This is a genomic window from Pseudomonas sp. AC016 (genome assembly GCF_979253365.1).
The window spans coordinates 4,573,187-4,597,650 of sequence record NZ_CEEDCC010000001.1; the positions used below are offsets into that span (position 1 = coordinate 4,573,187).

Below are 24,464 nucleotides of genomic sequence, written 5' to 3' on the forward strand. Positions count from 1 at the left end.
CAAGTGTTACTTATAGCCTGCAAACACGGTCAGCAAAATGACTTTCAGCTGTCAGGAATGTCAGGAAACACCGATCAAGAAATCCGGCTCCGGGGCGATACAACGATAGAGGGGATGACGTATCGGATCATGAGTGAGTCCTCAGATAAATCCTACCTTGTTCATGCGCTAACTTCTGTCCCCTGATTCTTCTTCGACTTAACTGTTATCAAGCATTTTATCCATGAGGTGTGGCATGAACAGCAAGGCATCAGCCGTCAAGAGCGTTCTGCAAATCCTGTCCACGCCTTCCGGTAGGGCGGCGACCGTGTTTATTCCGTTGCTGCTGGCTTCCAGTCTTTCGCTCGCGCGTGACGGTACCCTGAGTTTCCATGGCAGTGTCGTCAATTCGAGTTGCGAAGTGTCGGCATCCGCACCGGGCTCGGCAAATAAGGACCTGCGATCACTGACAGTTTCGCCGGGCATTACGATACAGATCAGTGCAGTGAAAGATGCGTGCGCCGATAACAGCGCTCCCTTTGTCGCCGTGTATCAGGAGTTGCCTGCCTTGCCTGTTTCATCGACAGCCGGACAACCGACGGTGGCGGCACGTGCCGGCCTGGTAACGCTGACGTATCAATAAAATCCCCTGGCGCTTATCAAATAACCTGTCGCCTCTTCAGCGGCGACAGGTTATTGTCCGACAATGCAGTTTTTCTGCGCACTTCCCTTTTTTGTTATTCAGTATGCCTGCGGCAATCATTTGGTTGATGTATGTGCTTGGGTATTACCTGTAACGCTCTGAAACCGTGGCCTGTACGGTTATTCTGGTTATTCCTACAGATGCATCCTGCGTGCCGTGTGGTCGTGTCCGCTCATTCAAAGTAATCCCCCTGACAGCGGTCAAAAAGTTCGGGACCTATAGTGCTCGCCGTCCGAACATGGGCACACACGAAATAACACAAGGAAGGTAGTTAGCATGAAAAAGCTTTCTCTGACACTGGCAGTCATGGGCGCTATAAGTTTGGGTCTGACGGGCACCGCCAATGCGGCAAACAACGGCAAACTGATCTTCAATGGCACACTCACCAATATCTCTTGCGATGTGGCGCCGGGGACCGGCGTGAGCGCTGGTAATAATCCGGGTGAGATCAATGTCGATCTGGGCAACGTTTCGTTTTCCGATATCGGCCTCTCCAGCGAAACCAAATATGAAACCGCCACACCTATTCAGTTACTGGTCAACTGCAGTGCAGGGGCCGATCAGTACAACATGGTGAAGATGCGGTTCACCGCTCGCAACGGCAGTGGACTGGACAATAACGATTCGAAACTGTTGCGCACCACCGGTGCGGCGGACGGTGTCGGTATCGGTCTGCTCAATGCTTCCAGTGTGCTGATGGACCTGAGTGGCAGCGAAACCATCGACACGTCGCTGGTCAAGGATGGTGTCGGTGGCGCAACCGCCGAGATCAACTTTGGCGCGGTCTACGTGCTCAACGGCACGCCGACCAATCCTGGTAACGCCGATGGCTTCATGCCGTTCGTAATGGATTACGAGTAACGGCCTGACAGGGCGGGCTTCGCTCGCCCTGTTTCATGCTCATCAGAGGCGGGTGCCCAGTATGCTTCTCGACTTTTTTCGTTACATCGTGCTGCTTGCGATGGGATTGACCATGTCTTCCGTTCAGGCGGGCATCGTGCTGAATACGACGCGCGTCATTTATCAGGGAGGCGACAAGGAGGCGAGCCTGGGGGTTCAGAACAGCGGCGGTGGAGAAATTCTTCTGCAGTCCTGGCTTGAGACGCCTGGCGCGGTCGGTGCACAGGCGACTCCGGATCTGCCTTTCATCGTCACGCCAGCCCTGGCGCGTATGGCCGGTGGCAGCAAACAGTTGCTGCGCATCATCCATTCCGGCGCCGGTCTGCCGACCGACCGCGAGTCGGTGCTTTGGCTCAATGTTCAGGAAATACCCCAGACCGCCGCAGAAAACACGCTGCAAATCGCAATACGCCAGCGCATCAAAGTGTTTTTTCGGCCCCAGGGACTGGGCGGTGATCCGTTGCAGGCACCCGAAAAACTGCGCTGGCGCTGGGCCGGAGGTGATGTTCTGTCCATTGAAAACCCAGGGCCCTATCACGTGTCGATGTTGCGGGTTTCGGTTCGTCAGCGCGGCGCCGAACTGGCCAGTCTGGACCGCCAGATGCTTGCGCCTCATCAGAGCCTTAGCCTGCCGTTGCGGGGCAAGAGCGCTGCGGTGCCACTGGATCTGAGCTTTATCAGCATCAACGATTTCGGCGGACAGGACCCTTATCAGGCCCGACTCGACGACGGCGGAGTCATTTACGCAAGCAAGGCTGCGGCGCGCTAGCCGGGCCGGTCCTGTCGCCCTGCGTCTGTGCGAAGGATTGCGCGGCGTGCGATATATCCGAAGTAGAGTAAAGATCGCTATGGAATGGCACAAAAAAGACATGGGCGTCATTGCACAGTCTGTTCGCCTGTATCCCGGACATTGCTCGAGACCCGGTACCACGTGGGTATCGCGCCGCAGTCGGGTCTGTATCAGTCTGGTGCTGAGCTGTTCTTGCACCGCCTTCGCGGCCGGACCGGATGGCCCGGCCATCACGACCCCGGTCAAGTTCAATACCGCGTTCATTCAGGGCAGCGAGCAGCCCCCGGACCTGAAAGAGTTCCTGCGCGCCAACAGCGTTCTGCCGGGTATCTACCGTGTGGACATCTACGTGAACCGGACGCTGAGCGGACGGCGTGATGTGGCATTTTCAAAAAACCGGCGTTCCGGCCAGATCGAGCCTTGTCTGACGCTTGAGATGTTGCAGGGTTTCGGACTCGATCCGGCCCGTTTGCCTGCCACCGGCGAGCCGGACGAAGCGTGTTTCGATCTGCCCGCGCAGGTCGAGTTTGCAAGGGTCGAATACCATCCAGGCGCCTTGCGCCTGAACATCAGCGTTCCGCAGGCGGTTATGGCGCGCAGTGCCCGAGGTTATGTCTCACCGCAGTTGTGGGACGAGGGCGAGCCTGCAGCGTTCGTCAATTACAACGCCAATGCCGTCAGACGGCGCAATCAGAACCTCGATACCGACCAGTACTACATGGGACTGCGCAACGGTGTGAATCTGGGCGCCTGGCGGCTGCGCAACGAGTCTTCACTGCTGTATGGCGCAGATCGCTCATGGCGTTATCGGGGCAATCGTACGTTCGCTCAGCGCGACATCACCGCCCTGAAAAGCCAGTTGACGTTGGGTGAGACGTTCAGCGATTCGCAGGTGTTCGACAGCGTTCGCTTCAGAGGCGCGTCGATTGCCTCGGATGACGGCATGCTGCCTGACAGTGAGCGCAATTATGCGCCGGTCGTCCGCGGAACCGCCGAGACCAACGCCACGGTCGAGGTTCGCCAGAACGGATTCCTGCTGTACAGCGGCAATGTTTCACCCGGCCCTTTCGAAATCACGGACATTTACCCCAGCGGTTCCAACGGCGATCTTGATGTCACGATCATTGAAGCCGATGGCCGCCGACGTTCATTCACCCAGGCGTATGCGTCGCTGCCGATCATGGTGCCAGCAGGTGCGTTGCGCTTCAGCCTGGCTGCCGGGCAGGTCGACAACGACGGTCAGGATTCTCCGGCCTTCACCAGCGCCGCGCTGATCTACGGTCTGTCAGAGCGAATGACCGGCTTTGGCGGACTGCAACTGGCCGAGGATTATCAGGCCACGAACATCGGCACCGGGGTGAACACCGGTGTCGGCGCGGTCTCTCTGGATATCACCCATTCGGTCAGTCAGCAGAAGCCGCAGACGCTCGCGGGCCAGAGCCTGCGGGTTCGCTATGCCAATACACTGGATGTGACGGACACCACCCTGGCCATCGCCGGGTATCGCTATTCCACCGAACAATACCGGACGCTCAATCAGCACGTCAGCGAGACGGGGGATCCAGTGAACGGACTCCCGGGCGGCCAGCCCAGGGACCGGCTGGAGCTCAACGTCACTCAGGTGCTGCCTGCGCAAAATGCCTCCCTGAGCCTGACGGCTTCCGAGCAGCGCTACTGGAACCTGCCCGGCAAGACCCGGCAGCTTTATCTGTCGTACAACGCGGCCTGGCGCAGTATCAATTACAGCCTGTCCGTGGAGCGTAATCAGGACTTCAGCCGTTCGGGCGATGCGACCCCGGACACTCGGATCGCTTTCAGTGTGACCCTGCCGCTGGGCACGAGTCCGGGTTCGTCACGTCTTTCGTTCAATGGGGTGCGCAGCAGTGCTGGCGATTACAGCGTGCAGGCGGGCCTCAATGGTCAGGTGCTTGATGACCGCGACACGTTCTATTCCGTGCAGACCGGACGTGACAGCAGTTCCGGGAGTTACGGTGCGGGTAAGGTCAATACCACTCTGCCTTACGGCCGGTTCGAAGCCGGTTACAGCCAGGGCCAGGACTATGACGCGTTGACCCTGAGTGCTACCGGTTCTGTCGTCGCTCACGCTGGCGGCATCAATCTGGGCCAGCCGCTGGGCGAAACCTTCGCGCTGGTGCATGTGCCGGATGTCAGCGGGGCTCGGCTCAGGTCATTCAACAACGTGGCCACCGCCGCCAACGGTTATGCGGTGATGCCCTATGCGCAGCCCTATCGCACCAACTGGGTCAGCCTGGACACCCGGCAACTGGGTGCCGACATCGATCTGGAAAGCGCCATCACCCAGATCGTGCCTCGACGCGGAGCCGTACCGTTGGTGAGCTTCAAAGCGGCGGTGGGTCGCCGCGTGCAGTTTGAACTGGTGCGTGCCGATGGCAGCAAGGTGCCGCTGGGGGCCAGTGTCGAGGACGGGCAGGGCAGGGCGCTCGCGGTGGTGGACCCGAGCAGTCAGGCGTTGGTGTTGAGTGATCAGGACAGTGGCCGTTTGCACGTTCGCTGGTCTGATCAGCGTTGCGAAGCGCCTTTCGTGCTGCCGCCCAGAGACCCGGCACGGGCCTATGAACGGCTCAAGGTGATCTGCCAATGACGTGCGCTTACCGACTCTTGCTTCTGGCGGTGCTGTCACTGATCAGTGTCTGCGCGCAGGGTGCACTGTCGCTGACCGGGACGCGGCTCATCTTCGATGGCCGGTACCGGGAAGTCAGCCTGGAGATGCGCAACCCCGGGCAGGAAGAGGTTCTTGTTCAGGCCTGGCTCAGTGATCCTTCGGATGATGAAACGTCATCGGTGTCGCCCCGGCTTCTGCCCTTTGTGGTGACGCCACCTCTTTCGCGGGTCGGTGCGGGCGGCAGGCATGATTTGCGTGTGTTGTATCAAGGGGCAGGGATGCCGGATGACCGGGAATCCCTGCTGCACCTGTCGGTGCTTGAAATTCCCAGGCGTGAAAGCGGCAACCGACAACTCACGATCGCCGTACGTCAGCGCATCAACGTGTTTTACCGACCCGTCGGGCTGCCGGGCGATCCGGCCGAGTCCACCGAGCGACTGAACTGGACGATGACGCATAACGGAACGGGCATGACGCAGTTGCAGGTCAGCAACCCTACGGCTTACCACGTCTCCCTTGAATCCCTGAGCCTGGAGGGTGTTCAGGTCAGCGACCACCTGTTGCTGGCCCCCGGCGCGCGGATCGAATTGCCGGTCCCGGCGAGCACGCAACGGTCCGTCCTGCGCCGTCTCGCGTTCAAGGCGCTGACCGACTACGGCGGCCTGCGTGGCTACTGCGTGCATCTGAACGGCCAGGCATCGGCCCGCGCCCGTCTTCTGGAAAACCACTCTCCTCAGGAATCCTGTTGATATGAAATCTTTCTTCGTGCGCCGCCGGTTCAGCGCTGCCGCATTGCTGATGCTGCTGAGCCCTGCGCCCGCGTTTGCGCTGGTCTGCAAGACACAGGGTGCGGGCGAAACCCTCGTTCATGGTCAGTTGAGCAGTACGGTGGCCATTCCCGCCACGGTCCCGAACGGCGAAGTGGTCTGGCGCTCCGAGCCTATGAACGTCCAGGTCGAGTGTGCCAAGGATGGTCAACAGGCACTTCAGGAGGAGATTGCCCTCTACCTGAACCCGGACAACATCATGATCGGACAGGGCATTCGTGCGGGTCTGACCTACAGGGGAATTGATTATGTGCAAGGCAGCGGACGGGTTGCCACCGGGCAGTACCTGCCTGCGTGCCATGAAGGCGATGCGAACATCGACGATTGCCCCAAAATCCGTTTCAATCTGCCGTTTTCGGTGTTCATCCAGAAGTTCGGCGCAACCCCGCCATCGGGTGTTGCGAGCACTCTGCTCGATTACCGTTTCTTCCAGCTCGACAGCGGTGCGGGTCTGCAACCGTTGCCGGGGCGCAGTCTCAGTTATGTGATCGACAGCCTCACCGGTCTGCGCTTCGTGGCCTGCGACGCCGATCTGCAAGTGATACCACAGACCGTGGAGTTCGGTGCGATACCCATCAAGAACGTCGCCGTTGGCAAGGTTTTCGCCACTCAGCCATTTTCACTGCTGACCCGTCGCAACTGCGATTCACCTTTCAGCATCAATGCGCGTTTTCGTCCGGTGAGCGGCATGATTTCGGGCGCGGGCGATCTGTTGCTGCCAGCCGACAATCAGTCGCTGGGCATCCGCATCAGCGGTGCGTTGGGAGGCAAGGCGTTGCGCTACAACGAACCGTTCCACATGGCTGAATTGCTGGGCGATACCCAGGCTTCAAGAGCGGATTTCAATGCCGAACTGGTCTGGAACAGCACTCGGCCGCAAGTCGGGCCCTTTGATGCGCAAATCATGGTTGATTTGTTCTATCGGTAAGGGCGACAGGAGGCTCGGGCGGGCGTTCGAGGTTTGCTGTATGCTGCGCGACCGCGGGCGTTCGCCCGGCCATTTCGACTTTCTGGTGACACCATGACCACTCCTGAACAACCCTCTGTTCAAGAAGCCGCAACCGACTCCGTAGACGCTGCCGACAAGAAGGCTGCGATTGCCCCGTTCAGCTTTCCGTTCAAGCCGTCGGAGTTCGCACAGGCCAAAAAAGACAAGGATCAGGCCTGGTATCAGAAGTCGAACAAATCCGGCCATCACAAAACGCCAGGTGCCGCGCCGTCCGGAACCCGTCGTTCCATGGGCAAGCGCTGAGTCAGGCTGCCTGCAGCGGAATGAACAGGTAGGAAACCGGTTCTCTCAGTGTCACGTCGGCACCTGCCGCCTTCAGCGTGTCGATGACCGTCTGGCCTGCGACATGAAATTCCCAGTTGGCTTTTGCCGATAATTCGCTCTCGTGGCTGGCAACCTGCTCGATGGCTGCCGCGAAGGCGGCCATGTCCGGCAGATACGCCACGAACCCGTTGCCCTTGAGGGCCGTGGTGCGAATTCCCAGCGTCTGACAGATCGCCCGCTTGGCCTCGATTTCATCGCGGTCTGCCTGGCGTGACTGCTCGATCAGCGCCATCAGTTGCGTATCGACCAGCGTGTTGCCGACGATCAGATCGGGACCCTGTTCCCAGGCCTCCGGCGGACAGCCCTTGGTTTCAGGACGCAGCGGGATGTGCGGATTGATTTCCATCGGGTAGATCCGGCACACCAGCGGGCGACGCTCGTAAATGCCGCAGAGGTTCTGTTCGTCAAGATTCCGGCAGCGGCCCACGTTGTAGGCGGCGAAGGTGATGGCGACGTACGCCGTGGTCAGGCCACTGTTCACTTCGGTCGAGCGTCGGGTGGCGTGCGTCAGTTGCGCTTCGGGAACGCCATAACCGTTACCGAGAAAGGCTTCGGTCAGGATGATCACCGTGCCGCCGTCCGCCGCCCACTGCGTGGCTTCGGTGAGTGTCAGCGGTACGTGATGATCGGTGCAGCAGCCGCCGCAACCTGTGCAGGAAAACTGGGTGTTCATTGGGTCGGTAACCTGTCCATGACGGGCGCCGGGGTGACGACAAGGCTGTCATCGTTCCGACTGATGCAGGCCATGAAGCAAGTTGCGCGCCACAGGTCTAGCGGGCAGGCGACGGGGTGATGCTGTCCCACTCAGTCACGCTGGCCTGCCTGCTTTTACGGTTGTACAGACACAGCTCGGTGCCGGGGCGGTTGTTCATGTGTTTTTGTGGATAGCGACCTTTCAACAGTAGCGCGCTGTAGCCGACCCGGTCATCAAACTGGGCGCTGTTGCCGACGGCTGAAACGTTCTTGAGCTGGCTGGCTTTCAGGCAACTGTCGAGCATCGCCTTGTCCAACGCGCTCCAGGCTTGTGGTGTCGAGGCACTGGCTTGAGTGGCGACAACGGCCAGACCTGCCAGCAACAGAAGGGATGCTTTCATCTCGGTCTCCACGTGAAATGTTTCGGGCGCAAATTATGCCAGATCAGTTCCGCATAGCTGCCAGACGAGCGACGTAGGACAGGTCTGATTTTTCATAAAGACGCCTTGCGACCCGATGGTTTTCCATCACTTTCAGATCGACTGCCGCCTCGCCACAACGCTTCAGATGGACGAATAGATGGTTGAGCAGCGCTGCGCCAATCCCTCTGTTCCGGTAATCCGGGTGCACGGCCAGATCCTTGATGAAGGCACTGGTCCAGCAGGTAATAACCCCTACGACTTGATCGCTGTCGATCGCCAGAAAACAGCGTGACCGGTCGAACTCCGGGTTGTGCTCGAAAGCACCGAGCCAGTCCTGGTGGTGCAGCCACTGCCCGTCTTCCAACAGATGACCCAGCGTCAGAAGGCTGTGAGCCTGAAGACTGTGTAGGGGCGTCAGGCTGACGCAAGTGACGCCCGGCGGCCAGGGCGCGAGCGGTAGCGCTACGGTCAGATCCCGACGCATCAGCCAGCAATGGTCTGGCGAGGCATCGTCGGGACCCGGCGCAGTGGCGAGCGGTCTGTGGATCAGATGCCCTGAGCCACGACCGTGCGGGCGGCCTCGATCAGGCATTTGGTCAGCTCGGGTGAAGAGAACTTGGTCAACACGGCGTTGGCGCCGGCGATCCTGGCCTTCTCGCTGTTCATCGCACTGTCCAGCGACGTGTGCAGCAGGATGTACAGGTCGTTGAAGTCCGGCGTATCGCGTAAGGTCCGGGTCAGGGCGTAACCGTCCATCTCCGACATTTCGATATCGGACACCACGACATTGATCTGCGCTGCCGTGCCTTGCAGTTCCAGCAGGACATCGATGGCTTCCTTCGCGCTGCGGGCCGTGTGGCAGTTGATGCCCAGATTGCGCAGCGTGATGATCGACTGCTGCAGGGCGACCTGGCTGTCATCGACCACCAGAATGCGCGCTTGCGCCAGTACTTCGGCGTCTTCCCTGGCCAGTTCGGTCGACTGCACGACGATCTGTGCGGGGGCGATGCCGTGGATCACTTTTTCGATGTCCAGGACCTGCACCAGCACGCCGTCGACCTGGGTGACGCCAGTGATGAACGACTTGCTGCTCGATCCGTAGGGCGGCGGGCGGATATCGGTGGTCAGACAGTGCACGATCTTGCTGACCGCCTGCACATGCAGACCTTGCTTGGAGCGGCTGACGTCGGTGACGATCAGGCAGCCGCCATCCGGATCGGCCAGCGGCCGTTCGCCGATGGCCCGGCTCAGGTCGATGACCGATAGCGATGAGCCGCGCAGTGTTGCGATGCCTTTGACGTGCGGGTGCGATTCCGGCAGGTGAGTCAGGGCAGGGCAGGGGATGATTTCGCTGACCTTGAGCAGGTTGATCGCCATCAGCTTGCCGCTGCGCAACGTGAAGAGGAGCAGCGAAAGTGAATCTGCTCGGACGTTCTTGGACATATGAACCTTCTGGCTATAGGTGTTTCGTCGCCTGGAGGCGACAAACATCTTTCTCTGAGAGGTTATCGACCCGCGTCGGTGTGGCTTTAGGATTTTTAAAGGATAGCGCTTCACAGGGTCAAAACCCGAGGTGCGACAAAATACCGCGCCCTTCTATATATAGAGGGGGTGCGACAAACTGACGCACGCTTCTGTATATAAGGAAGAGATTCGATCGCTGCGCAGAAACCGTCTGCATGATGCGGCGGCAACGTGACTTCGCCTGTGCACAACCATCCGGCAGGCAGATTCAGCCGTACGGCCGTTGCGCCCTTGAGTTGGCGGGGCCGGGAGATGATTATCGCGTGCGATCCGGGGCTGGCGATTCTACACTGCGCGCCCCATCCTCAGGTGGCTGAGCATGTCGGGCGTTCGGGCCCTTCAGCCACTTCATCAGTTCAGTAAGGTGTGTGAATGAGCGACAACCTGATGTACCTGCGACGCGAGAAACGCTTTCTGGTCCTGCTGGGGATTATCTGCCTGTCCCTGATCGGCGGTGCCCTGTACATGCAGATCGTGCTGGGCGAAGCGCCATGCCCGCTGTGTATCCTGCAGCGCTACGCACTGTTGTTCATCGCGATCTTCGCCTTCATCGGTGCCGCCATGCCTGGCCGCCGCAGCGTGACCCTGTTCGAAGTGCTGGTGACCCTGGCTGCGCTGGGCGGTATTGCCGCTGCCGGCCGTCACGCCTGGGTGCTGGCCAACCCTGAGGTCAGCTGCGGGATCGATACCCTGCAGCCAATCGTTGATGGTCTGCCGCTGGCGGATCTGTTTCCCACGATTTTCCAGGTCGGCGGGTTCTGCTCGACGCCTTATCCGCCAGTACTGGGACTGTCGCTGGCGCAGTGGGCACTGGCAGCCTTCGTTCTGACTGCAATCCTGGTCCCGGTCTGTGTGTTTCGCAATCGGCGTAAACCTTACTGAATACAAGGGCTTTCATGAAAATGGCCTCGTGAAATCGGGGCTTTTTTTTGCGCCGTGAAAGCCAATCAGCGGTTATTGTTACCAATATGGAGAATAACTGTTACAAAATTAGGCATAGTCATTAAAAATTTACGTATCTACAATCCCCGTCACTTGTCGTCAGGCTTCACTTGACGATCAGCAATTTTGAGGCCTTTTAGCGCCACCTGTGTACCCTGAACAGGCAGCGCAATGCTTGCCTCCGAGGGCGTACAATGGCCGCTGAAGGCGTCTGCCCTGCACATCGGGCAGTTCCAGCAGCTCAAAATAAGAATCCATAGCTAAACCCGGATTTGTCGATACGTCGCGTTGGCGTGCTGGCAGGCCCTTGTTCAATTCAAAAAAAATTGCCGGCACTGGCAGGGTGAAGTGTTGGCGGTCGAAACCCAACTGCACCGCGCAAGCTGCTTTTAGAGGTCGTGAAATGAGTAAAAAAAGGTACCCCAGGTTTTTTGGCTTCTTGGCCCTTTTCTGTATGCTTTTGCTCAGTGGATGCGACGGCGTACCTCTGCTCGATCCGAAAGGGCAGGTGGGTATCGAGCAGCGTAACCTGATCGTTATCGCCACATTGCTGATGCTGATCGTCGTGATCCCGGTCATCCTGATGACCCTGATCTTCGCCTGGAAGTATCGCGCCACGAACAAGGCTGCCAAGTACACGCCGGACTGGTCGCACTCCACCAAGATCGAAATCGCGGTCTGGGGCGTTCCCATGCTGCTGCTGGTGTTCCTGGGCTACTACACTTACGTCTCGACGCACGAGCTGGACCCTTACCGTCCGCTTGAGTCCGACGTCAAGCCGGTCACCATTCAGGCGGTCTCCGTAGACTGGAAGTGGATTTTCATCTACCCGGAATACAACATCGCGACGGTCAACAAGATCGTGTTCCCGGCCAATACGCCGATCAATTTCCAGGTCACCTCCGATAGCGTGATGAACTCGTTGTTCATCCCGGGTCTGGGCGGCCAGATCTACGCGATGGCGGGCATGCACACCAAGCTGCACCTGATCGCCAACGAAGTTCACGAATTCAACGGTATCTCCGCCAACTACAGTGGCGCAGGCTTTACCGGTATGAAGTTCAAGGCCAATTCCGTGAGCCAGGCCGATTTCGACAACTGGATCACCGAAGTCAGGAACTCGCCGAAGAAGCTGGGCCAGACCGAATACGCTGAACTGCTCAAGCCGAGCGAGCGTAATCCTGTTGAACTGTTTTCTGCGGTCACTCCGAACCTGTTCCAGATCATCATCGACAAGTATGAAGGTATGAATCCAGGCAAGAAGCTTGTTGCAGGTGAGAAAGAAACCGCCAGTAACGAAGGCGCGGAAAAGAGCAAAAATTCAGCTGCTGGGGCAGAGGAGTAAACGATGTTTGGCAAATTAAGTCTGGAAGCGGTGCCGTTCCACGAGCCGATAGTCATGGTGACACTTGCCATGATCGCGCTCGGCGGCCTCGCGGTTGTCGGGTTGATCACCTATTTCCGCAAGTGGACCTACTTGTGGTCTGAATGGCTGACGTCCGTCGACCACAAGAAAATCGGCGTGATGTACATCATCGTTGCCATGGTCATGCTGCTGCGCGGCTTTGCCGACGCAATCATGATGCGTACCCAACTGGCCATGGCCCAGAACGGTGCCGAAGGCTTCCTGCCGCCGGAACACTATGACCAGATCTTCACCGCTCACGGTGTGATCATGATCATCTTCATGGCGATGCCGTTCTTCACCGGTCTGATGAACATCGTTCTGCCTCTGCAGATCGGCGCTCGCGACGTTGCCTTCCCGTTCCTGAACTCCCTGAGCTTCTGGCTGCTGGTTGCCGGCATGCTGCTGATCAACCTGTCTCTGGGTGTCGGTGAGTTCGCCAAGACCGGCTGGGTCGCGTATCCGCCGCTGTCGGGGTTGCAATACAGTCCTGGCGTGGGTGTTGACTACTACATCTGGGCGCTACAGTTATCCGGGTTAGGTACGACGCTGACGGGGGTCAACTTCCTCGTGACCGTACTGAAGATGCGTACCCCTGGCATGAAACTGCTGGACATGCCGATCTTCACCTGGACCTGCACCTGGGCAAACATCCTGATCGTGGCTTCGTTCCCGATCCTGACGGCTACCCTTGCGTTCCTGACCCTTGACCGCTACCTGGACTTCCACATCTTCACGAACGAAATGGGCGGTAACCCCATGATGTACGTGAACCTGTTCTGGGCGTGGGGTCACCCTGAGGTGTACATCCTGATCCTGCCGGCCTTCGGCGTGTTCTCGGAAGTCATCTCCACGTTCTCGGGCAAGCGTCTGTTCGGCCACAAGTCGATGATCTTCGCCTCCGGTGCGATCTGCGTCCTGGGCTTCATGGTCTGGCTGCACCACTTCTTCACGATGGGTGCGGGGGCCAACGTCAACGCCTTCTTCGGGCTGGCGACGATGCTCATTGCGATCCCGACGGGGGTGAAGCTATTCAACTGGCTGTTCACCATGTATCAGGGCCGTCTGCGCTTCACTGCACCGGTACTCTGGACCCTGGGCTTCATGGTCACCTTCTCGATCGGCGGCATGACCGGCGTTCTGTTGGCGATTCCAGGTGCTGACTTCGTACTGCACAACAGCCTGTTCGTGATCGCTCACTTCCACAACGTCATCATCGGCGGTGCGGTGTTCGGTTACATTGCCGGCTTCGCGTTCTGGTTCCCTAAAGCGTTCGGTTTCACCCTGAACGAGAAGTGGGGCAAGGCAGCGTTCTGGTTCTGGATCGTCGGCTTCTTCGTCGCATTCATGCCGCTGTACGCGCTGGGCTTCCTGGGCATGACCCGTCGTCTGAACGCTACCGACATGCCAGAGTGGAACATCTACCTGGACGTCGCGCTGTTCGGCGCCGTGCTGATCGCTTGCGGTATCGCTTCGCAACTGATCCAGCTGTTCGTCAGTATCCGTGACCGTGCCAAGAACCCTGATCTGACCGGTGACCCGTGGAATGGCCACACGCTGGAATGGTCGACTTCTTCGCCGCCACCGTTCTACAACTTTGCCGAACTGCCGAAGGCAGACGACATCGACGCGTTCACTGACGCCAAGCGTGCAGGCACTGCCTACAGCGTTCCGGCCAAGTACTCGGCGATTCACATGCCTAACAACACGCCTACCGGCCTGTACATGGGCATGCTGCTGACCGTGTTCGGTTTCGCATTCATCTGGCACATCTGGTGGCTGGTCGGCGCAAGCCTGGTCGCGACCATCGCGGTCTTCGTTGCTCACGCTGCACGTGACGACCAGGGCTACATGGTGCCGGCCGAAGAAGTAGCGCGTATTGAAGGTGAGCATCACAAGGTCCTGGCGGCCAACGGTGCATACACTCCTGTCAAGTCCTCGCTGGAACAGGTTTAAACATGTCGAATATTGCAATCAACCCTGGAGCCCACGGTCACGATCATGATCACGGGCATGACGATCACCACGACAGCGGTGGCATGACGGTTTACGGCTTCTGGCTGTACCTGATGACCGACTGTGTGTTGTTCGCCTCGTTCTTCGCGGTCTATGCCGTGATGGTCAACAGTGTCGCGGGCGGCCCGTCGGGCCAGGACATTTTCCTGCTGCCATTCGTGGCCGTGGAAACCGCGTTCCTGCTGGTTAGTAGTATCACTTACGGTTTCGCCATGCTGGCCCTGTACAAGGGCAAGAAAAGCCAGGTACTGGGCTGGCTGGCGCTGACCTTCCTGTGTGGTGCTGCGTTCATCGGCATGGAAATCTACGAGTTCCATCACCTGATCCACGAAGGTTACGGTCCTAGCCGCAGCGGCTTCCTGTCAGCGTTCTTCGCGCTGGTTGGTCTGCACGGCGTGCACGTCACCAGCGGTCTGATCTGGATGGCGATCATGATGATTCAGGTCCAGAGAAAGGGCCTGACCAACACCAACAAGACGCGCCTGAGCTGCCTGAGCCTGTTCTGGCACTTCCTGGACGTTGTCTGGATCGGCGTGTTCACTGTTGTCTACCTGATGGGGGCTTTGTAATGTCGAATTCACATCACCCGGCTGAAGACAATAGCCACGGCTCCGTGAAGTCCTACATCATCGGTTTCGTACTGTCGATCATCCTGACGGCCATCCCGTTCGCCCTGGTCATGTCTCCTTCGCTGCCGAAGGACATGACTATCGCGATCATCCTGGCGTTCGCAATCATTCAGATCCTGGTGCACCTGCATTACTTCCTGCACCTGGATTTCACGAGTGTGCAACGCAACAACGTGATGGCCTTCGCCTTTACCACGATGGTTATCGTTCTGCTGGTTGGCCTGTCGTTGTGGATCATCTTCAGCATCCACCGCGAAATGATGGCGCATTGAGGAATACCAGATGTCACTGAAGCACTTTATCCAAATCACCAAGCCGGGGATCATTTTCGGTAACGTGCTTTCGGTGGCAGGTGGCTTTTTTCTGGCTTCCAAGGGGAATATCGACTTCAGCGTGTTTCTGGCTGCAGTCATCGGTACTTCCCTGGTCGTTGCGTCCGGTTGCGTGTTCAACAACTGCATTGATCGTGACATCGATCAGCGCATGGAGCGGACCCGTAACCGGGTCCTGGTGCAGGGTCTGGTTTCGTTGAAACTGGCCCTGCTCTACGCGACCGTACTCGGTATTGCAGGCGTAAGCCTGCTCTATACCAAGGCCAATCCGCTGGCTGCACTGTTCGCGGTGATCGGTTTTGTCATCTACGTCGGCTTCTACAGCCTGTACCTGAAACGCAAATCCGTTCACGGCACGCTGGTCGGCAGCCTTTCCGGGGCGATGCCTCCGGTCATCGGCTACTGCGCAGTGAGCAACAGCTTCGATTTCGCAGCACTCACGCTACTGGTGATGTTCAGCCTGTGGCAGATGCCGCACTCGTATGCGATCGCGATCTTCCGTTTCAACGACTATCGTGCGGCGAAGATTCCGGTTCTGCCGGTCAAGCGCGGCATTCTGGTCACCAAGCGCCACATCCTGCTCTACATCCTGGCGTTCCTCGTGGCGACCCTGATGTTGACGGTGGGCGGCTACGCAGGTCTGAACTACCTCGCCGTTGCGGCGGGCATGGGCATGTACTGGTTGTACATGGCATGGAAGGGCTACAAGGCCGTTGACGATACTGTCTGGGCCCGCAAGCTTTTCGTGTTCTCCATCTTCACCATCACTGCGCTGAGCGTGATGATGTCGGTGGACTTTCAGGTCACCAAAGAGCTGTTGGTCACCTACGCGTTCTGACCGATAGCCTGTTTTACGAAAAACCCCATTCCATCCGAATGGGGTTTTTTTTCGCCTGGGTTTCGGGGTGCCTGATGCGATAACGGGCTCGGAGGTAGGATTTAGACGTGTCGCCGTGATACTGATCACGCAGCCAGGCGGTTCAGCGCCTTTGCGAGTGAACAAATGCTCATGGGCTGGCCTTGGAAAAGCGAGTTCACTTGTCGCATCATGTGCGCCTTGTATTCAAACTGTTACGCAACGCCCTGTATTTCAAAGCCCAAGGCTAGATAATAATTATGGCTGTTACCCCTATGACGTCCTCAACTGTTCAGGACACTGCCCCTAAACCGCTCGTGTCGATCATCGCCCCTTGCTACAACGCCGAGCGATTTCTGGACGCTGCCATTCAGAGCATTTTTGCTCAGGATTACGAGAACTTCGAAGTCATCATTGTCGACGACGGTTCGACTGATAACAGTATTGCGATGCTGGAGGCGCTGCAGAGCCAGTATCCGTTCCAGCTCTATCGCCAGCCGAACCAGGGCGTGAGTGCTGCCCTCAATCACGGGCTCAAGTACGCCAAGGGTGTCTACGTATCCACGCCGGATCTGGACGACATCATGCTGCCGTCCTCCGTCAGTGTTCGTGCCCGGTACCTTGATCAGCACCCGAAAGTGGGCTGTGTCGGCGCGCTCATCAGCTACATGGATTGCGACGGCAACGAAACCAAGTGCCAGTCCCGCAATTACATCGAGCGTCTTGGTTTTGACGACGTGTTGCGCGGCGCCGTGGTCGTGGGGGCACCGGTCGCGCTTTACCGCATGCAGGCCATTCGTGACGCGAACGGCTATGACCCCGAGATCAGGGTTCAGGATTTTCAGATGACCCTGAGAATCGCGTTTCAGGGTTTCGAGATTCATGTTCTTCCGGTCGTTGTGACACGTTATCGACGCCACCCCAACAATCTGTCACGTAAATACAAGGTGCTGCTCGAAGCAGACCTCAAAACTATCGAGCCTTATCGCAGTCACCGGGAATATCACCGAGGCCGCACCTTTATCGTCAACAAAGCCCTCAAATACGCGTCGGTCTCGGACAAGCGACACGGTTGGAGACTGCTTTTCTCTATCCCGCTGAAGCACATGAATCGCACCACGTGGCGTCGGTGCAAGCGGTTGTTGTTGAGTTATCGATAATCGACTTTGCCGATGACGGCATGGCAGTTCTGACAGCACGCTCAAAGGCCGGGTTCGAACGGATGCAAAAACGCCAGACCGGTTTGTATTTATTTCAAGCCTCAGGTTTCGAATGATCTGGCAGAATACGGCAATGGCCTGACTCGTCCAGGCAGTCGCTAAATGATAGAGGGCGTTATGAGTCACGAAAGCATCAACTGGGACACTCTGGGTTTCGATTACATCAAGACCGACAAACGCTACCTGTCTCACTGGCGCGATGGTGCCTGGGATGCGGGCTCGCTCACGGAAGACAACACGCTGCACATCAGCGAAGGCTCCACTGCGCTGCATTATGGTCAGCAGTGCTTCGAGGGGCTCAAGGCCTATCGCTGCAAGGACGGTTCGATCAACCTGTTCCGTCCCGACCAGAACGCCCAGCGCATGCAGCGCAGCTGTTCCCGTCTGTTGATGCCCCATGTGCCTACCGATGTGTTCATCGAAGCCTGCAAGCAGGTGGTGAAAGCCAACGAGCGTTTCATCCCGCCTTACGGTTCCGGTGGCGCGCTGTACCTGCGTCCGTTCGTGATCGGCGTGGGTGACAACATCGGCGTGCGCACCGCACCTGAATTCATCTTCTCGATCTTCTGCATTCCGGTGGGCGCCTATTTCAAGGGCGGCCTGAAGCCGAATAACTTCGTGATCTCCGGCTACGACCGCGCAGCGCCGAATGGCACCGGTGCGGCCAAGGTGGGTGGCAACTACGCCGCCAGCCTGATGCCGGGCTCCGAAGCCAAGAAGCACAGCTTCGCCGACTGCATCTACCTGGATCCGCAGACCCATTCCAAGATCGAGGAAGTGGGTTCGGCCAACTTCTTCGCCATCACCAATGATGATGTGTTCCTGACACCGAAGTCGCCGTCCGTGCTGCCGGGCATCACCCGTCTGTCGCTGATCGAACTGGCAAAATCCCGCCTCGGCCTGACGGTCGAAGAGGGCGATGTGTTCATCGACAAACTCGGTGAGTTCAAGGAAGCGGGCGCGTGCGGCACGGCTGCGGTGATCACGCCGATTGGCGGGATCTCGTACAAGGACAAGCTGCATGTGTTCTACAGCGAAACCGAAGTGGGTCCGGTTACCCAGCGTCTGTACAAGGAACTGACCGGCGTTCAGTCCGGTGATATCGAGCCGCCAGCGGGCTGGATCGTCAAGGTCTGATTCTGGCGTTGATCGTGCCCACCGCTGCGCGCTCGGCGTTATGCACAAGTCTGCCTCGACACTGATCGTGCCCATCGCTCCGCGTGGGCATGCATCCCGTGACGCTCCCCGTCACAAATGGCACAGACTGAGGATTCAGTGAGCCGAGCGCATGACGTGGATAACGCTGGAGCTTGGGCACACTCTGCGCCATATTCGAGAGCGGACGCGGAGCGTCCTGAGCGGCATTCCCACGCGGAGCGTAGGAACGATCAGCGTGATCTCAAGCACGCCGATCATGCCCATGCTTTTGCTCGGCGTTATACCCGAGTCTTACTGCGACCACGGGTACGTATTCAGTCAGATACTTTTGTTTTGGCCCCGTTTTGCGTCTCTTCCGGACTGTGCGTATCACGATGAGCGCGGTTTGAAGCGGTCAGGCCGCAGGCTCCTTCTCTGGTCCCAACACAATCGCCAGGTGCCGCAAGTCATCCACCTCAACGCTGAAGCTCTTCCCTGAAGGGCTCTTGGTCAGCGTGCCCAGTGCATACACCGTAAAGAACTTCACTTGATCGGCATGGCTCAGCAGTTCGCTGATGTAGCGGCTGGAGCGATAGGCCTGCATTTGCGCAGGCGACACGTAGAGCGTCACCAGTTTGCCCTCCAGCCGGTCAAAGAACTTGAACTTGAAACCCTGTCCGTAGCGCTGTTCCACCAGCCCGCCGCCGTACAGCACACGTCCGTTGTCGCCCAACTGGGCGTATTTGATGTGGCGAAAGTACGAGCGCAGTGACAGCTCGCCCTGACCCGGAATGCGCAGTTTCAGCAGCTTGAACTCCTCGGGTGAGAGCTCGGCCTTTGCCTGGCGATAGCTGTCCACCAGACGTTCGAGGTTATTGGTGCGGGTTTCGCTGTAACGTGGCGCCTTCGATTCTGCAGGCGGAGCAGGCGCCGTGCTGACAGCCGGTGCCGGGGCGGGGCTGCCTGCTTTTTCCACGCCGGACTTTTCCTTGGCGGGCTCCTTTATCGTCGGGTCGAACACGTCGATATAGTCGTCCAGCTTGCGCTTGGCCTTGCGCAGCGCCGCTTGAGGATCATTGGCCTCGACCGGTTCTTCAACAGGTTCGTCTGCATCCGTATCCACCCATTCACAATCCGGGTGATGGTCGTAATGCGGGTTGGCGCGAAAGTGCGCGGCGACAAAGGTCGGGTTGTCCTGAGGCTTCACGTCGTAGCGAACCCCGGTCACCTTCGCACCCATTGCCCGGCAGGCTTCGTTCGAGCACAGGAACTCGAAGCGCTTGCGGGGCGGCTCCTGAGAGAAGTATTCGCGACGGGCGCCTGCGATGGACATTTCCTGCTGCAGTTCAACACAGAACGCGCGGGTGATGGGTTTAGTGGGCTTCATGCTCGCAGTTGCCTTCCAGACAGTTGATTCTGCAACACGCTATTTCAGCCGCGCCCGTCATGCAATCAGTGCCGGACGGACTCAGGCCACGGTGTTGGTTACTGGGCGGGTACGGCCAGCCATTCACTCAGGGCCTGCTGATAGGCGCCTGTGGCTTTGCTCAGGTGCAGCCACTGGTCGACGTAGGCCTTCCACGTCACATCGTCGCGTGGCAGCAGGTAGGCCTTCTCGCCGTATTGCATGTACCGCGTCGGATTGACCGCACACAGCCCCGGCATACGCTTCTGCTGATAGAGCGCCTCCGAGGCGTCGGTGATCATCACGTCGGCTTTCTTGTCGAGCAGTTCCTGAAAGATGGTCTTGTTGTCATGGAACGCGATGGGTGCCTGAGGCAGGTAGGCACGAGCGAACGCTTCGTTGGTGCCGCCAGCGGGCTCGATCAGGCGAACCGACGGTTTGTTGATCTGCTCGATGGTCTGGTAAAGCGCCTGGTCTTCACAGCGCACCAGCGGGATCTTGCCGTCGATATCCAGCGTGTTGCTGAAGAACGCTTTCTTCTGACGCTCCAGCGAAACGGAGATGCCGCCCATCGCGATGTCGCACTTACCGGCAATCATGTCTGGCATCAGGGTTTTCCAGGTAGTCGGTACCCATTGCACGTTTACGCCCAGGCTCTTGGCCAGCGAGCGGGCCATGGTGATGTCGATACCTTCGTACTCACCGTCTTCGCGATGAAAGGTGTAGGGCTTGTAGTCGCCCGTGGTGCATACCGACAACTGGCCGGCCTGCACCACCTTGTCCAGGTGGGAAGACGGTTCGTCTGCCTGCGCCATGCCTGTCAGACCCAACAGAAGGGCAGCCGATACGCTGTAGTTCAGTTTCATCATGAGAGTGAGGGCTCGCGTGTGTCGTCGGTTTTTATTGGAAGCGACAGAGTGCTTCATTTGCAGGCCGGATGTGAAGCAGGAACAAGGCCTTGCGTGCAAAAGATGCGCCTTTCAGAAGCAACGGGCTGTCAGGTATACAGCTCTTCAAGCGACATCAGTTGTTCTTCGATAAGGGTCATTTGCGATTCCCAGTCGGCCTGGGTTCTTTTCCAGGTTTCACCTTCGTGGGCATAAAGGAAATCGACGATGGTGTGCGTGACCTTGCCTTTGCCTACGGCACCGAACGCCTCGGCGCTCAGCGCCCGGGCCAGCATATCCAGTTGGGCGGCATGGTTGAGCCAGTGCCAGTGGTCCTTGATCACCACCTTGTCGAGCAGAATGCATTGCTTCTTGAAGGCCCTGAGTGCAGATCCCAGAGCGCTTGCCGCCAGCAGTGTATTGATCTTGCCGACATCGTGGCCGGACTTCTGATTGGCCGTCGGGCCGAAAAACCATTCGTTGAAACCGATTTCTATCTCCCGGAACGCGACATTGGCGTCCCAGATGATGCTCAAGGCCTTTTGCTGGCGGGTCTCGCGCTTCCACGAGCCGTAGGCCTTGAACACCACACCCGCGATACCGATCACCGCCAGCGCTTCGCTCAGCGAAGACGCCGCCTCGACAATGTAATAGGCGTTGGCGGCACTGCCCGGCGATGTGCTGACGGCTGCGCTGTAAAAAACTGCGGCTACAACGACCACCAGCGCAAAACAGGCACTGTAGAACCCGAAAGCGTAGGGGGCTTTCATGAGGTGTTACGACCGTAAGTGATGAAAGAGTTTGTGTCAGGTTAGCCGAGGCTGCAGAGGTTTGCCGGGTCGCCGGGCAGAGCACGCACGTCGAAGTTTTTGCATCAAAACCGCACCGGCTGTGGTCACAGGTGATGTCGTATCCGAAAACGCTGAGGAGCACAGCGAAGAAGGCCGCTTGATCGATGCCTTTTCACGCTCATCCGCGTTCAACCTCGATTCCTCCATCAAGGACGTACTGACTTTATGAAACCTTATCTTTGGCTGGGCCTGCTGGGCATGTTTTCCGTCGGCGTACAGGCCGCATCGCTGGATGTTCCGATCAATCTGGTCAGCGCTGATGGTGCACCGAAGCCGATTGGCACCGTGTCGGTGAGTGAAACAGAGTACGGGCTGGTGTTCACCCCCAACCTCAAGGACCTGCCGGCAGGCGTTCATGGTTTTCATGTGCATGAAAACGGCAGCTGCGATGCAGGCACCAAGGATGGCGTGAAAGTCGCCGCGCTTGCCGCTGGCGGGCACTTCGATCCGGCCAGGACCGGCAAGCATCTAGGGCCATACGCTGACGGTCATCTGGGCGACCTGCCTGCTCTGTACGTCAATGCCGATGGCACTGCGAACTACCCGGTTCTGGCACCGCGCCTGAAGAAAATTTCCGAAATCAAAGGCCATGCGCTGATGGTGCATGCCGGTGGCGACAACCATTCCGACCATCCAAAGCCTCTGGGCGGTGGTGGTGATCGCGCTGCCTGTGGTGTGATCTGATCGCGGTTTCGTAGTTCTGGTTAGAACGGCCTGACCTGCAGCAGACGCGTTTGTTTGTGGCAGGTCTGGCGCTGTCGCGCAGTAAACAAGGACCGTAGGAGCGCGCTTGCCCGCGATCGCGTCAGTTCAGTCGCTGATTTTCTGTCTGTAAGATCCTATCGCCGGCAAGCCGCCTCCCACATTCCACTGTTTGCTGTGGAGCGGCGTGAGCATCGCTCACTTCAGATCAGTACGACCTGCAAACAACCGAAGCGCCAGCCCGCCGAGCAGGGCGGTCAGCAGTCCCAGTGCCACGATGATCACGCGAATGCCCAGCGGCCCGGCCAGCAGCGCGACCAGCAGGCCGGCAAACGGCTGTGACAGGTTGTTCAGCAGCGTCATGACGCCCACGGTCTTGCCGAAGTCCTCCCGGGGTATGACCTGTTGGCGGGTGCTGCGCATGTAGACGTTGAACATCTTGTCGAAGCCGACGATGAGCAGAAAGCCCGCCACGTAGCCACTCATGGCTGGACTCAAGGCGCAGACCAGGGCTGCACTGGTAATCATCACGTACGACACCACGCCGAGCACCTGCATCGGCATCACTACCCGTGCCAGGAAAAACAGGATCAGAATGGTCGTCGCTGCGCCCGCCATCTGCAGTCCCGCATAGCGTTCCTGATCACTGCCGTATTCACCGATAACCATCGCAGCGGAGGTCGCCAGTGTCACGCCGACGATCAGGTTCACTCCGGCCGCCAGAGTGATGATTTTCTTCAGCTCAGTGAGGCGCCGAATATGCCCCACTGCGATGGTCACTGATTGCCAGACGCTATCGTCCCTTCGCTCGAATGCGCAGGGATCGAGACAGCGAGTGCGTTGCCAGATCAGCGTGGCCAGGTCCGCCAGCAGAAACAGAGCAGCGCAAGCCAGCACCACCCAGTGCCATGCCCACGCGTTCAGCAACAGCACGGCCACCAACGGACCAAGCACCAGCCCTGTCTGATCGGCAATCTGAGAGTAGGAGAGCGTGCGCGCATAGCTGTAGCGCGGGAATACGTGCGGCATCAGCACTTCACGCGCCATCACGCCCTGAGTGGTCAGCACGCCGCATAACGCCGACAGCAGGACAAGCCAGACAAGTCCGCCGAAAACCATGTACAGCAGCATCGCCAGCAGGCACAGAAAAGCCCGGTACACCTGACTGATGTGAAGGATTCGGACCGGAGAGAATTTATCGCACAGCGCTCCGCAGATCGGAAACGCCAGAAAGCGTGGCAGCGACTCGGCAAAGAACGCCAGGCCCGCCCATGACGCGCTGTTGGTGGTCTGAAAGACAACCAGTGGCACGATGAAAAGTAGAATCTGATCGGCCAGTCGTGACAGAAACAGAGCGCTGAAAAACGCCAGATAATCCTTGCTCACGCGACACTCCTTTTGGCGATGATGCTCAATGCCACATCAAGGAGGGTGGCGCAATCCATGCGCTTGAATCTATCCGGCATTTGTATCCGATACGGCGGACCCGGTATCAGACGTCGAAGAAATCGACCTTGCCGTTTTCCAGGCTGTAATAGGCGCCAACAACCTTGACGGTGCCTGCCTTGATCGGGTTCATCAGGGCTGGCTCGGAAGCCGAGCGCAGACGGGCCACGGTACGCTGGATGTTGCTTTTGACGGAATCTTCCAGAAGGTCTTTGCTTTTCTTGCCCTTGGCTGTCAGGACCGCAGGAATGATCGGCTCGATCATCTGACCGATAGCGCCTGGGAAGACCGTGCCGTCTTCGACCACCGAAACGGCAGCAGCCACGGCACCGCATTTTTCGTGACCCATGACCACGACCAGCGGAACGCCGAGCTGGCTGACACCGTATTCGATCGAGCCCAGTGCGGTGGTGTCGACGGTGTTGCCAGCGTTACGCACGATGAACAGTTCACCCAGACCACGACCGAACAGCAACTCCGGCGGAACGCGCGAGTCCGAGCAGGAAATCAGGATGCAGAACGGCGTCTGGCCCTTGGCGATTTCCAGACGGCGATCACGGTTGCCTTCGGTCTTGATGGTGGTGTCTTTCATGAATGCATCATTGCCGTCGCGCAATGCTTTCAATGCCTGGTCGGCAGTCATATTGGTGCGAGGCGAAGTGGGCGAAGCGGCTTGAGCAATGGAAGGCATTTGCATCAGTGCGGCGGCAGCCGGAAGGCAGCAGGCACCCTGAAGAATCTTGCGGCGTGACAAGGACGAATTCATAAAAAGCCTCAGGCTTGTTAACTGTCGATAGGGGGTGTGAATTCAGCGCCCGATG

The 24,464-nt window shown here is 58.4% G+C and carries 25 protein-coding genes; 16 read left to right on the forward strand and 9 right to left on the reverse strand.

Going from position 1 to position 24,464, the window contains the following annotated elements; all coding sequences use genetic code 11:
• The first annotated feature begins 235 nt into the window (after positions 1–235).
• From AC0IXS_RS20590 to AC0IXS_RS20620, 7 genes are all read left to right on the forward strand, one after another.
• A complete protein-coding gene (locus AC0IXS_RS20590) occupies positions 236–622 on the forward strand; it encodes a hypothetical protein (protein WP_122669153.1) in 387 nt (128 codons plus the stop codon).
• A 336-nt stretch (positions 623–958) separates the two neighbouring features.
• Positions 959–1,543, forward strand: a complete 585-nt coding sequence (locus tag AC0IXS_RS20595) for a fimbrial protein (protein ID WP_057409339.1) — start codon at positions 959–961, stop codon at positions 1,541–1,543.
• Positions 1,544–1,604: 61 nt separating this feature from the next.
• Positions 1,605–2,351, forward strand: a complete 747-nt coding sequence (locus AC0IXS_RS20600; RefSeq protein WP_057409338.1) for a fimbrial biogenesis chaperone — start codon at positions 1,605–1,607, stop codon at positions 2,349–2,351.
• Between the two features lie 79 nt (positions 2,352–2,430).
• Positions 2,431–4,995, forward strand: coding sequence for a fimbria/pilus outer membrane usher protein (locus tag AC0IXS_RS20605; protein ID WP_191954014.1), 2,565 nt, complete (start codon positions 2,431–2,433; stop codon positions 4,993–4,995).
• Entirely contained in the window at positions 4,986–5,765 is a 780-nt protein-coding gene (locus tag AC0IXS_RS20610) for a fimbrial biogenesis chaperone (protein ID WP_412778820.1), read from the forward strand. The genes AC0IXS_RS20605 and AC0IXS_RS20610 overlap by 10 nt, the downstream gene beginning before the upstream one ends.
• 1 nt (position 5,766) lies before the next feature.
• Entirely contained in the window at positions 5,767–6,771 is a 1,005-nt protein-coding gene (locus AC0IXS_RS20615; RefSeq protein WP_122669155.1) for a fimbrial protein, read from the forward strand.
• Positions 6,772–6,864: 93 nt separating this feature from the next.
• Entirely contained in the window at positions 6,865–7,095 is a 231-nt protein-coding gene (locus AC0IXS_RS20620) for a hypothetical protein (RefSeq protein ID WP_025995033.1), read from the forward strand.
• A 1-nt stretch (position 7,096) separates the two neighbouring features.
• Here AC0IXS_RS20620 and AC0IXS_RS20625 read toward each other — a convergent pair whose 3' ends face one another.
• The 4 genes from AC0IXS_RS20625 to AC0IXS_RS20640 form a co-directional block, all read right to left on the reverse strand.
• Positions 7,097–7,849: a YkgJ family cysteine cluster protein gene (locus AC0IXS_RS20625; protein ID WP_122669156.1), complete on the reverse strand. Its 753-nt coding sequence runs from the start codon at positions 7,847–7,849 to the stop codon at positions 7,097–7,099.
• A gap of 97 nt (positions 7,850–7,946) precedes the next feature.
• Entirely contained in the window at positions 7,947–8,270 is a 324-nt protein-coding gene (locus AC0IXS_RS20630) for a hypothetical protein (protein ID WP_057409333.1), read from the reverse strand.
• 43 nt (positions 8,271–8,313) lie between these two features.
• Complete coding sequence (locus tag AC0IXS_RS20635) at positions 8,314–8,775, reverse strand: GNAT family N-acetyltransferase (RefSeq protein WP_449121897.1); 462 nt, start codon at positions 8,773–8,775, stop codon at positions 8,314–8,316.
• A 62-nt stretch (positions 8,776–8,837) separates the two neighbouring features.
• Positions 8,838–9,734 (reverse strand): chemotaxis protein, encoded by an 897-nt coding sequence (locus AC0IXS_RS20640; RefSeq protein ID WP_004878620.1) that lies wholly within the window; start codon positions 9,732–9,734, stop codon positions 8,838–8,840.
• A 453-nt stretch (positions 9,735–10,187) separates the two neighbouring features.
• Between AC0IXS_RS20640 and AC0IXS_RS20645 the strand changes: the two genes are divergently transcribed.
• The 8 genes from AC0IXS_RS20645 to AC0IXS_RS20680 all read left to right on the forward strand — a co-directional run bounded on the left by AC0IXS_RS20645 (position 10,188) and on the right by AC0IXS_RS20680 (position 18,352).
• Entirely contained in the window at positions 10,188–10,697 is a 510-nt protein-coding gene (locus AC0IXS_RS20645; protein WP_122409537.1) for a disulfide bond formation protein B, read from the forward strand.
• A gap of 463 nt (positions 10,698–11,160) precedes the next feature.
• Positions 11,161–12,102, forward strand: a complete 942-nt coding sequence (cyoA, locus tag AC0IXS_RS20650) for a ubiquinol oxidase subunit II (RefSeq protein WP_043303141.1) — start codon at positions 11,161–11,163, stop codon at positions 12,100–12,102.
• A 3-nt stretch (positions 12,103–12,105) separates the two neighbouring features.
• On the forward strand, positions 12,106–14,118 hold the full coding sequence (cyoB, locus tag AC0IXS_RS20655) for a cytochrome o ubiquinol oxidase subunit I (protein WP_025995040.1): 2,013 nt from the start codon (positions 12,106–12,108) through the stop codon (positions 14,116–14,118).
• Between the two features lie 2 nt (positions 14,119–14,120).
• The gene (locus tag AC0IXS_RS20660) at positions 14,121–14,747 is read left to right on the forward strand and encodes a cytochrome o ubiquinol oxidase subunit III (RefSeq protein ID WP_191957183.1); all 627 of its coding nucleotides are present in this window, start codon (positions 14,121–14,123) and stop codon (positions 14,745–14,747) included.
• Positions 14,747–15,079, forward strand: coding sequence for a cytochrome o ubiquinol oxidase subunit IV (gene cyoD / locus AC0IXS_RS20665; RefSeq protein ID WP_004878631.1), 333 nt, complete (start codon positions 14,747–14,749; stop codon positions 15,077–15,079). The genes AC0IXS_RS20660 and cyoD overlap by 1 nt, the downstream gene beginning before the upstream one ends.
• 10 nt (positions 15,080–15,089) lie before the next feature.
• Positions 15,090–15,977 (forward strand): heme o synthase, encoded by an 888-nt coding sequence (gene cyoE, locus AC0IXS_RS20670; RefSeq protein WP_004878634.1) that lies wholly within the window; start codon positions 15,090–15,092, stop codon positions 15,975–15,977.
• Positions 15,978–16,270: 293 nt separating this feature from the next.
• The gene (locus AC0IXS_RS20675) at positions 16,271–17,155 is read left to right on the forward strand and encodes a glycosyltransferase family 2 protein (protein ID WP_057411101.1); all 885 of its coding nucleotides are present in this window, start codon (positions 16,271–16,273) and stop codon (positions 17,153–17,155) included.
• A 177-nt stretch (positions 17,156–17,332) separates the two neighbouring features.
• Positions 17,333–18,352 (forward strand): branched-chain amino acid aminotransferase, encoded by a 1,020-nt coding sequence (locus AC0IXS_RS20680; RefSeq protein WP_057411102.1) that lies wholly within the window; start codon positions 17,333–17,335, stop codon positions 18,350–18,352.
• 415 nt (positions 18,353–18,767) lie between these two features.
• Here AC0IXS_RS20680 and AC0IXS_RS20685 read toward each other — a convergent pair whose 3' ends face one another.
• The 3 genes from AC0IXS_RS20685 to AC0IXS_RS20695 form a co-directional block, all read right to left on the reverse strand.
• Complete coding sequence (locus tag AC0IXS_RS20685) at positions 18,768–19,739, reverse strand: hypothetical protein (RefSeq protein ID WP_057411103.1); 972 nt, start codon at positions 19,737–19,739, stop codon at positions 18,768–18,770.
• 98 nt (positions 19,740–19,837) lie between these two features.
• Positions 19,838–20,626, reverse strand: coding sequence for a transporter substrate-binding domain-containing protein (locus AC0IXS_RS20690; RefSeq protein WP_057411104.1), 789 nt, complete (start codon positions 20,624–20,626; stop codon positions 19,838–19,840).
• Between the two features lie 128 nt (positions 20,627–20,754).
• Complete coding sequence (locus tag AC0IXS_RS20695; RefSeq protein ID WP_057411105.1) at positions 20,755–21,414, reverse strand: hypothetical protein; 660 nt, start codon at positions 21,412–21,414, stop codon at positions 20,755–20,757.
• 246 nt (positions 21,415–21,660) lie between these two features.
• Here AC0IXS_RS20695 and sodC point away from each other — a divergent pair, with 246 nt between their 5' ends.
• Positions 21,661–22,179, forward strand: coding sequence for a superoxide dismutase family protein (sodC, locus tag AC0IXS_RS20700; protein ID WP_057411107.1), 519 nt, complete (start codon positions 21,661–21,663; stop codon positions 22,177–22,179).
• Positions 22,180–22,395: 216 nt separating this feature from the next.
• Here the strand turns inward: sodC and AC0IXS_RS20705 are convergent, their stop codons facing one another.
• Together AC0IXS_RS20705 and AC0IXS_RS20710 are read right to left on the reverse strand one after the other, a co-directional pair.
• Complete coding sequence (locus tag AC0IXS_RS20705; protein WP_122691034.1) at positions 22,396–23,583, reverse strand: MFS transporter; 1,188 nt, start codon at positions 23,581–23,583, stop codon at positions 22,396–22,398.
• A 106-nt stretch (positions 23,584–23,689) separates the two neighbouring features.
• A complete protein-coding gene (locus tag AC0IXS_RS20710; RefSeq protein WP_057411109.1) occupies positions 23,690–24,409 on the reverse strand; it encodes a carbonic anhydrase in 720 nt (239 codons plus the stop codon).
• Positions 24,410–24,464: the final 55 nt, after the last annotated feature.

Bases quoted from the DNA above. Each gene is read 5' to 3' on its own strand.
- AC0IXS_RS20685 (WP_057411103.1), bottom strand. From the start codon at position 19,739: ATGAAGCCCACTAAACCCATCACCCGCGCGTTCTGTGTTGAACTGCAG.
- cyoB (WP_025995040.1), top strand. From the start codon at position 12,106: ATGTTTGGCAAATTAAGTCTGGAAGCGGTGCCGTTCCACGAGCCGATA.
- AC0IXS_RS20690 (WP_057411104.1), bottom strand. From the start codon at position 20,626: ATGATGAAACTGAACTACAGCGTATCGGCTGCCCTTCTGTTGGGTCTG.
- cyoA (WP_043303141.1), top strand. From the start codon at position 11,161: ATGAGTAAAAAAAGGTACCCCAGGTTTTTTGGCTTCTTGGCCCTTTTC.
- AC0IXS_RS20675 (WP_057411101.1), top strand. From the start codon at position 16,271: ATGACGTCCTCAACTGTTCAGGACACTGCCCCTAAACCGCTCGTGTCG.
- AC0IXS_RS20635 (WP_449121897.1), bottom strand. From the start codon at position 8,775: ATGCGTCGGGATCTGACCGTAGCGCTACCGCTCGCGCCCTGGCCGCCG.
- sodC (WP_057411107.1), top strand. From the start codon at position 21,661: ATGAAACCTTATCTTTGGCTGGGCCTGCTGGGCATGTTTTCCGTCGGC.
- AC0IXS_RS20600 (WP_057409338.1), top strand. From the start codon at position 1,605: ATGCTTCTCGACTTTTTTCGTTACATCGTGCTGCTTGCGATGGGATTG.
- cyoE (WP_004878634.1), top strand. From the start codon at position 15,090: ATGTCACTGAAGCACTTTATCCAAATCACCAAGCCGGGGATCATTTTC.
- AC0IXS_RS20615 (WP_122669155.1), top strand. From the start codon at position 5,767: ATGAAATCTTTCTTCGTGCGCCGCCGGTTCAGCGCTGCCGCATTGCTG.
- AC0IXS_RS20590 (WP_122669153.1), top strand. From the start codon at position 236: ATGAACAGCAAGGCATCAGCCGTCAAGAGCGTTCTGCAAATCCTGTCC.
- AC0IXS_RS20660 (WP_191957183.1), top strand. From the start codon at position 14,121: ATGTCGAATATTGCAATCAACCCTGGAGCCCACGGTCACGATCATGAT.
- AC0IXS_RS20620 (WP_025995033.1), top strand. From the start codon at position 6,865: ATGACCACTCCTGAACAACCCTCTGTTCAAGAAGCCGCAACCGACTCC.
- AC0IXS_RS20640 (WP_004878620.1), bottom strand. From the start codon at position 9,734: ATGTCCAAGAACGTCCGAGCAGATTCACTTTCGCTGCTCCTCTTCACG.
- AC0IXS_RS20645 (WP_122409537.1), top strand. From the start codon at position 10,188: ATGAGCGACAACCTGATGTACCTGCGACGCGAGAAACGCTTTCTGGTC.
- cyoD (WP_004878631.1), top strand. From the start codon at position 14,747: ATGTCGAATTCACATCACCCGGCTGAAGACAATAGCCACGGCTCCGTG.
- AC0IXS_RS20630 (WP_057409333.1), bottom strand. From the start codon at position 8,270: ATGAAAGCATCCCTTCTGTTGCTGGCAGGTCTGGCCGTTGTCGCCACT.
- AC0IXS_RS20625 (WP_122669156.1), bottom strand. From the start codon at position 7,849: ATGAACACCCAGTTTTCCTGCACAGGTTGCGGCGGCTGCTGCACCGAT.
- AC0IXS_RS20595 (WP_057409339.1), top strand. From the start codon at position 959: ATGAAAAAGCTTTCTCTGACACTGGCAGTCATGGGCGCTATAAGTTTG.
- AC0IXS_RS20680 (WP_057411102.1), top strand. From the start codon at position 17,333: ATGAGTCACGAAAGCATCAACTGGGACACTCTGGGTTTCGATTACATC.
- AC0IXS_RS20605 (WP_191954014.1), top strand. From the start codon at position 2,431: ATGGAATGGCACAAAAAAGACATGGGCGTCATTGCACAGTCTGTTCGC.
- AC0IXS_RS20695 (WP_057411105.1), bottom strand. From the start codon at position 21,414: ATGAAAGCCCCCTACGCTTTCGGGTTCTACAGTGCCTGTTTTGCGCTG.
- AC0IXS_RS20710 (WP_057411109.1), bottom strand. From the start codon at position 24,409: ATGAATTCGTCCTTGTCACGCCGCAAGATTCTTCAGGGTGCCTGCTGC.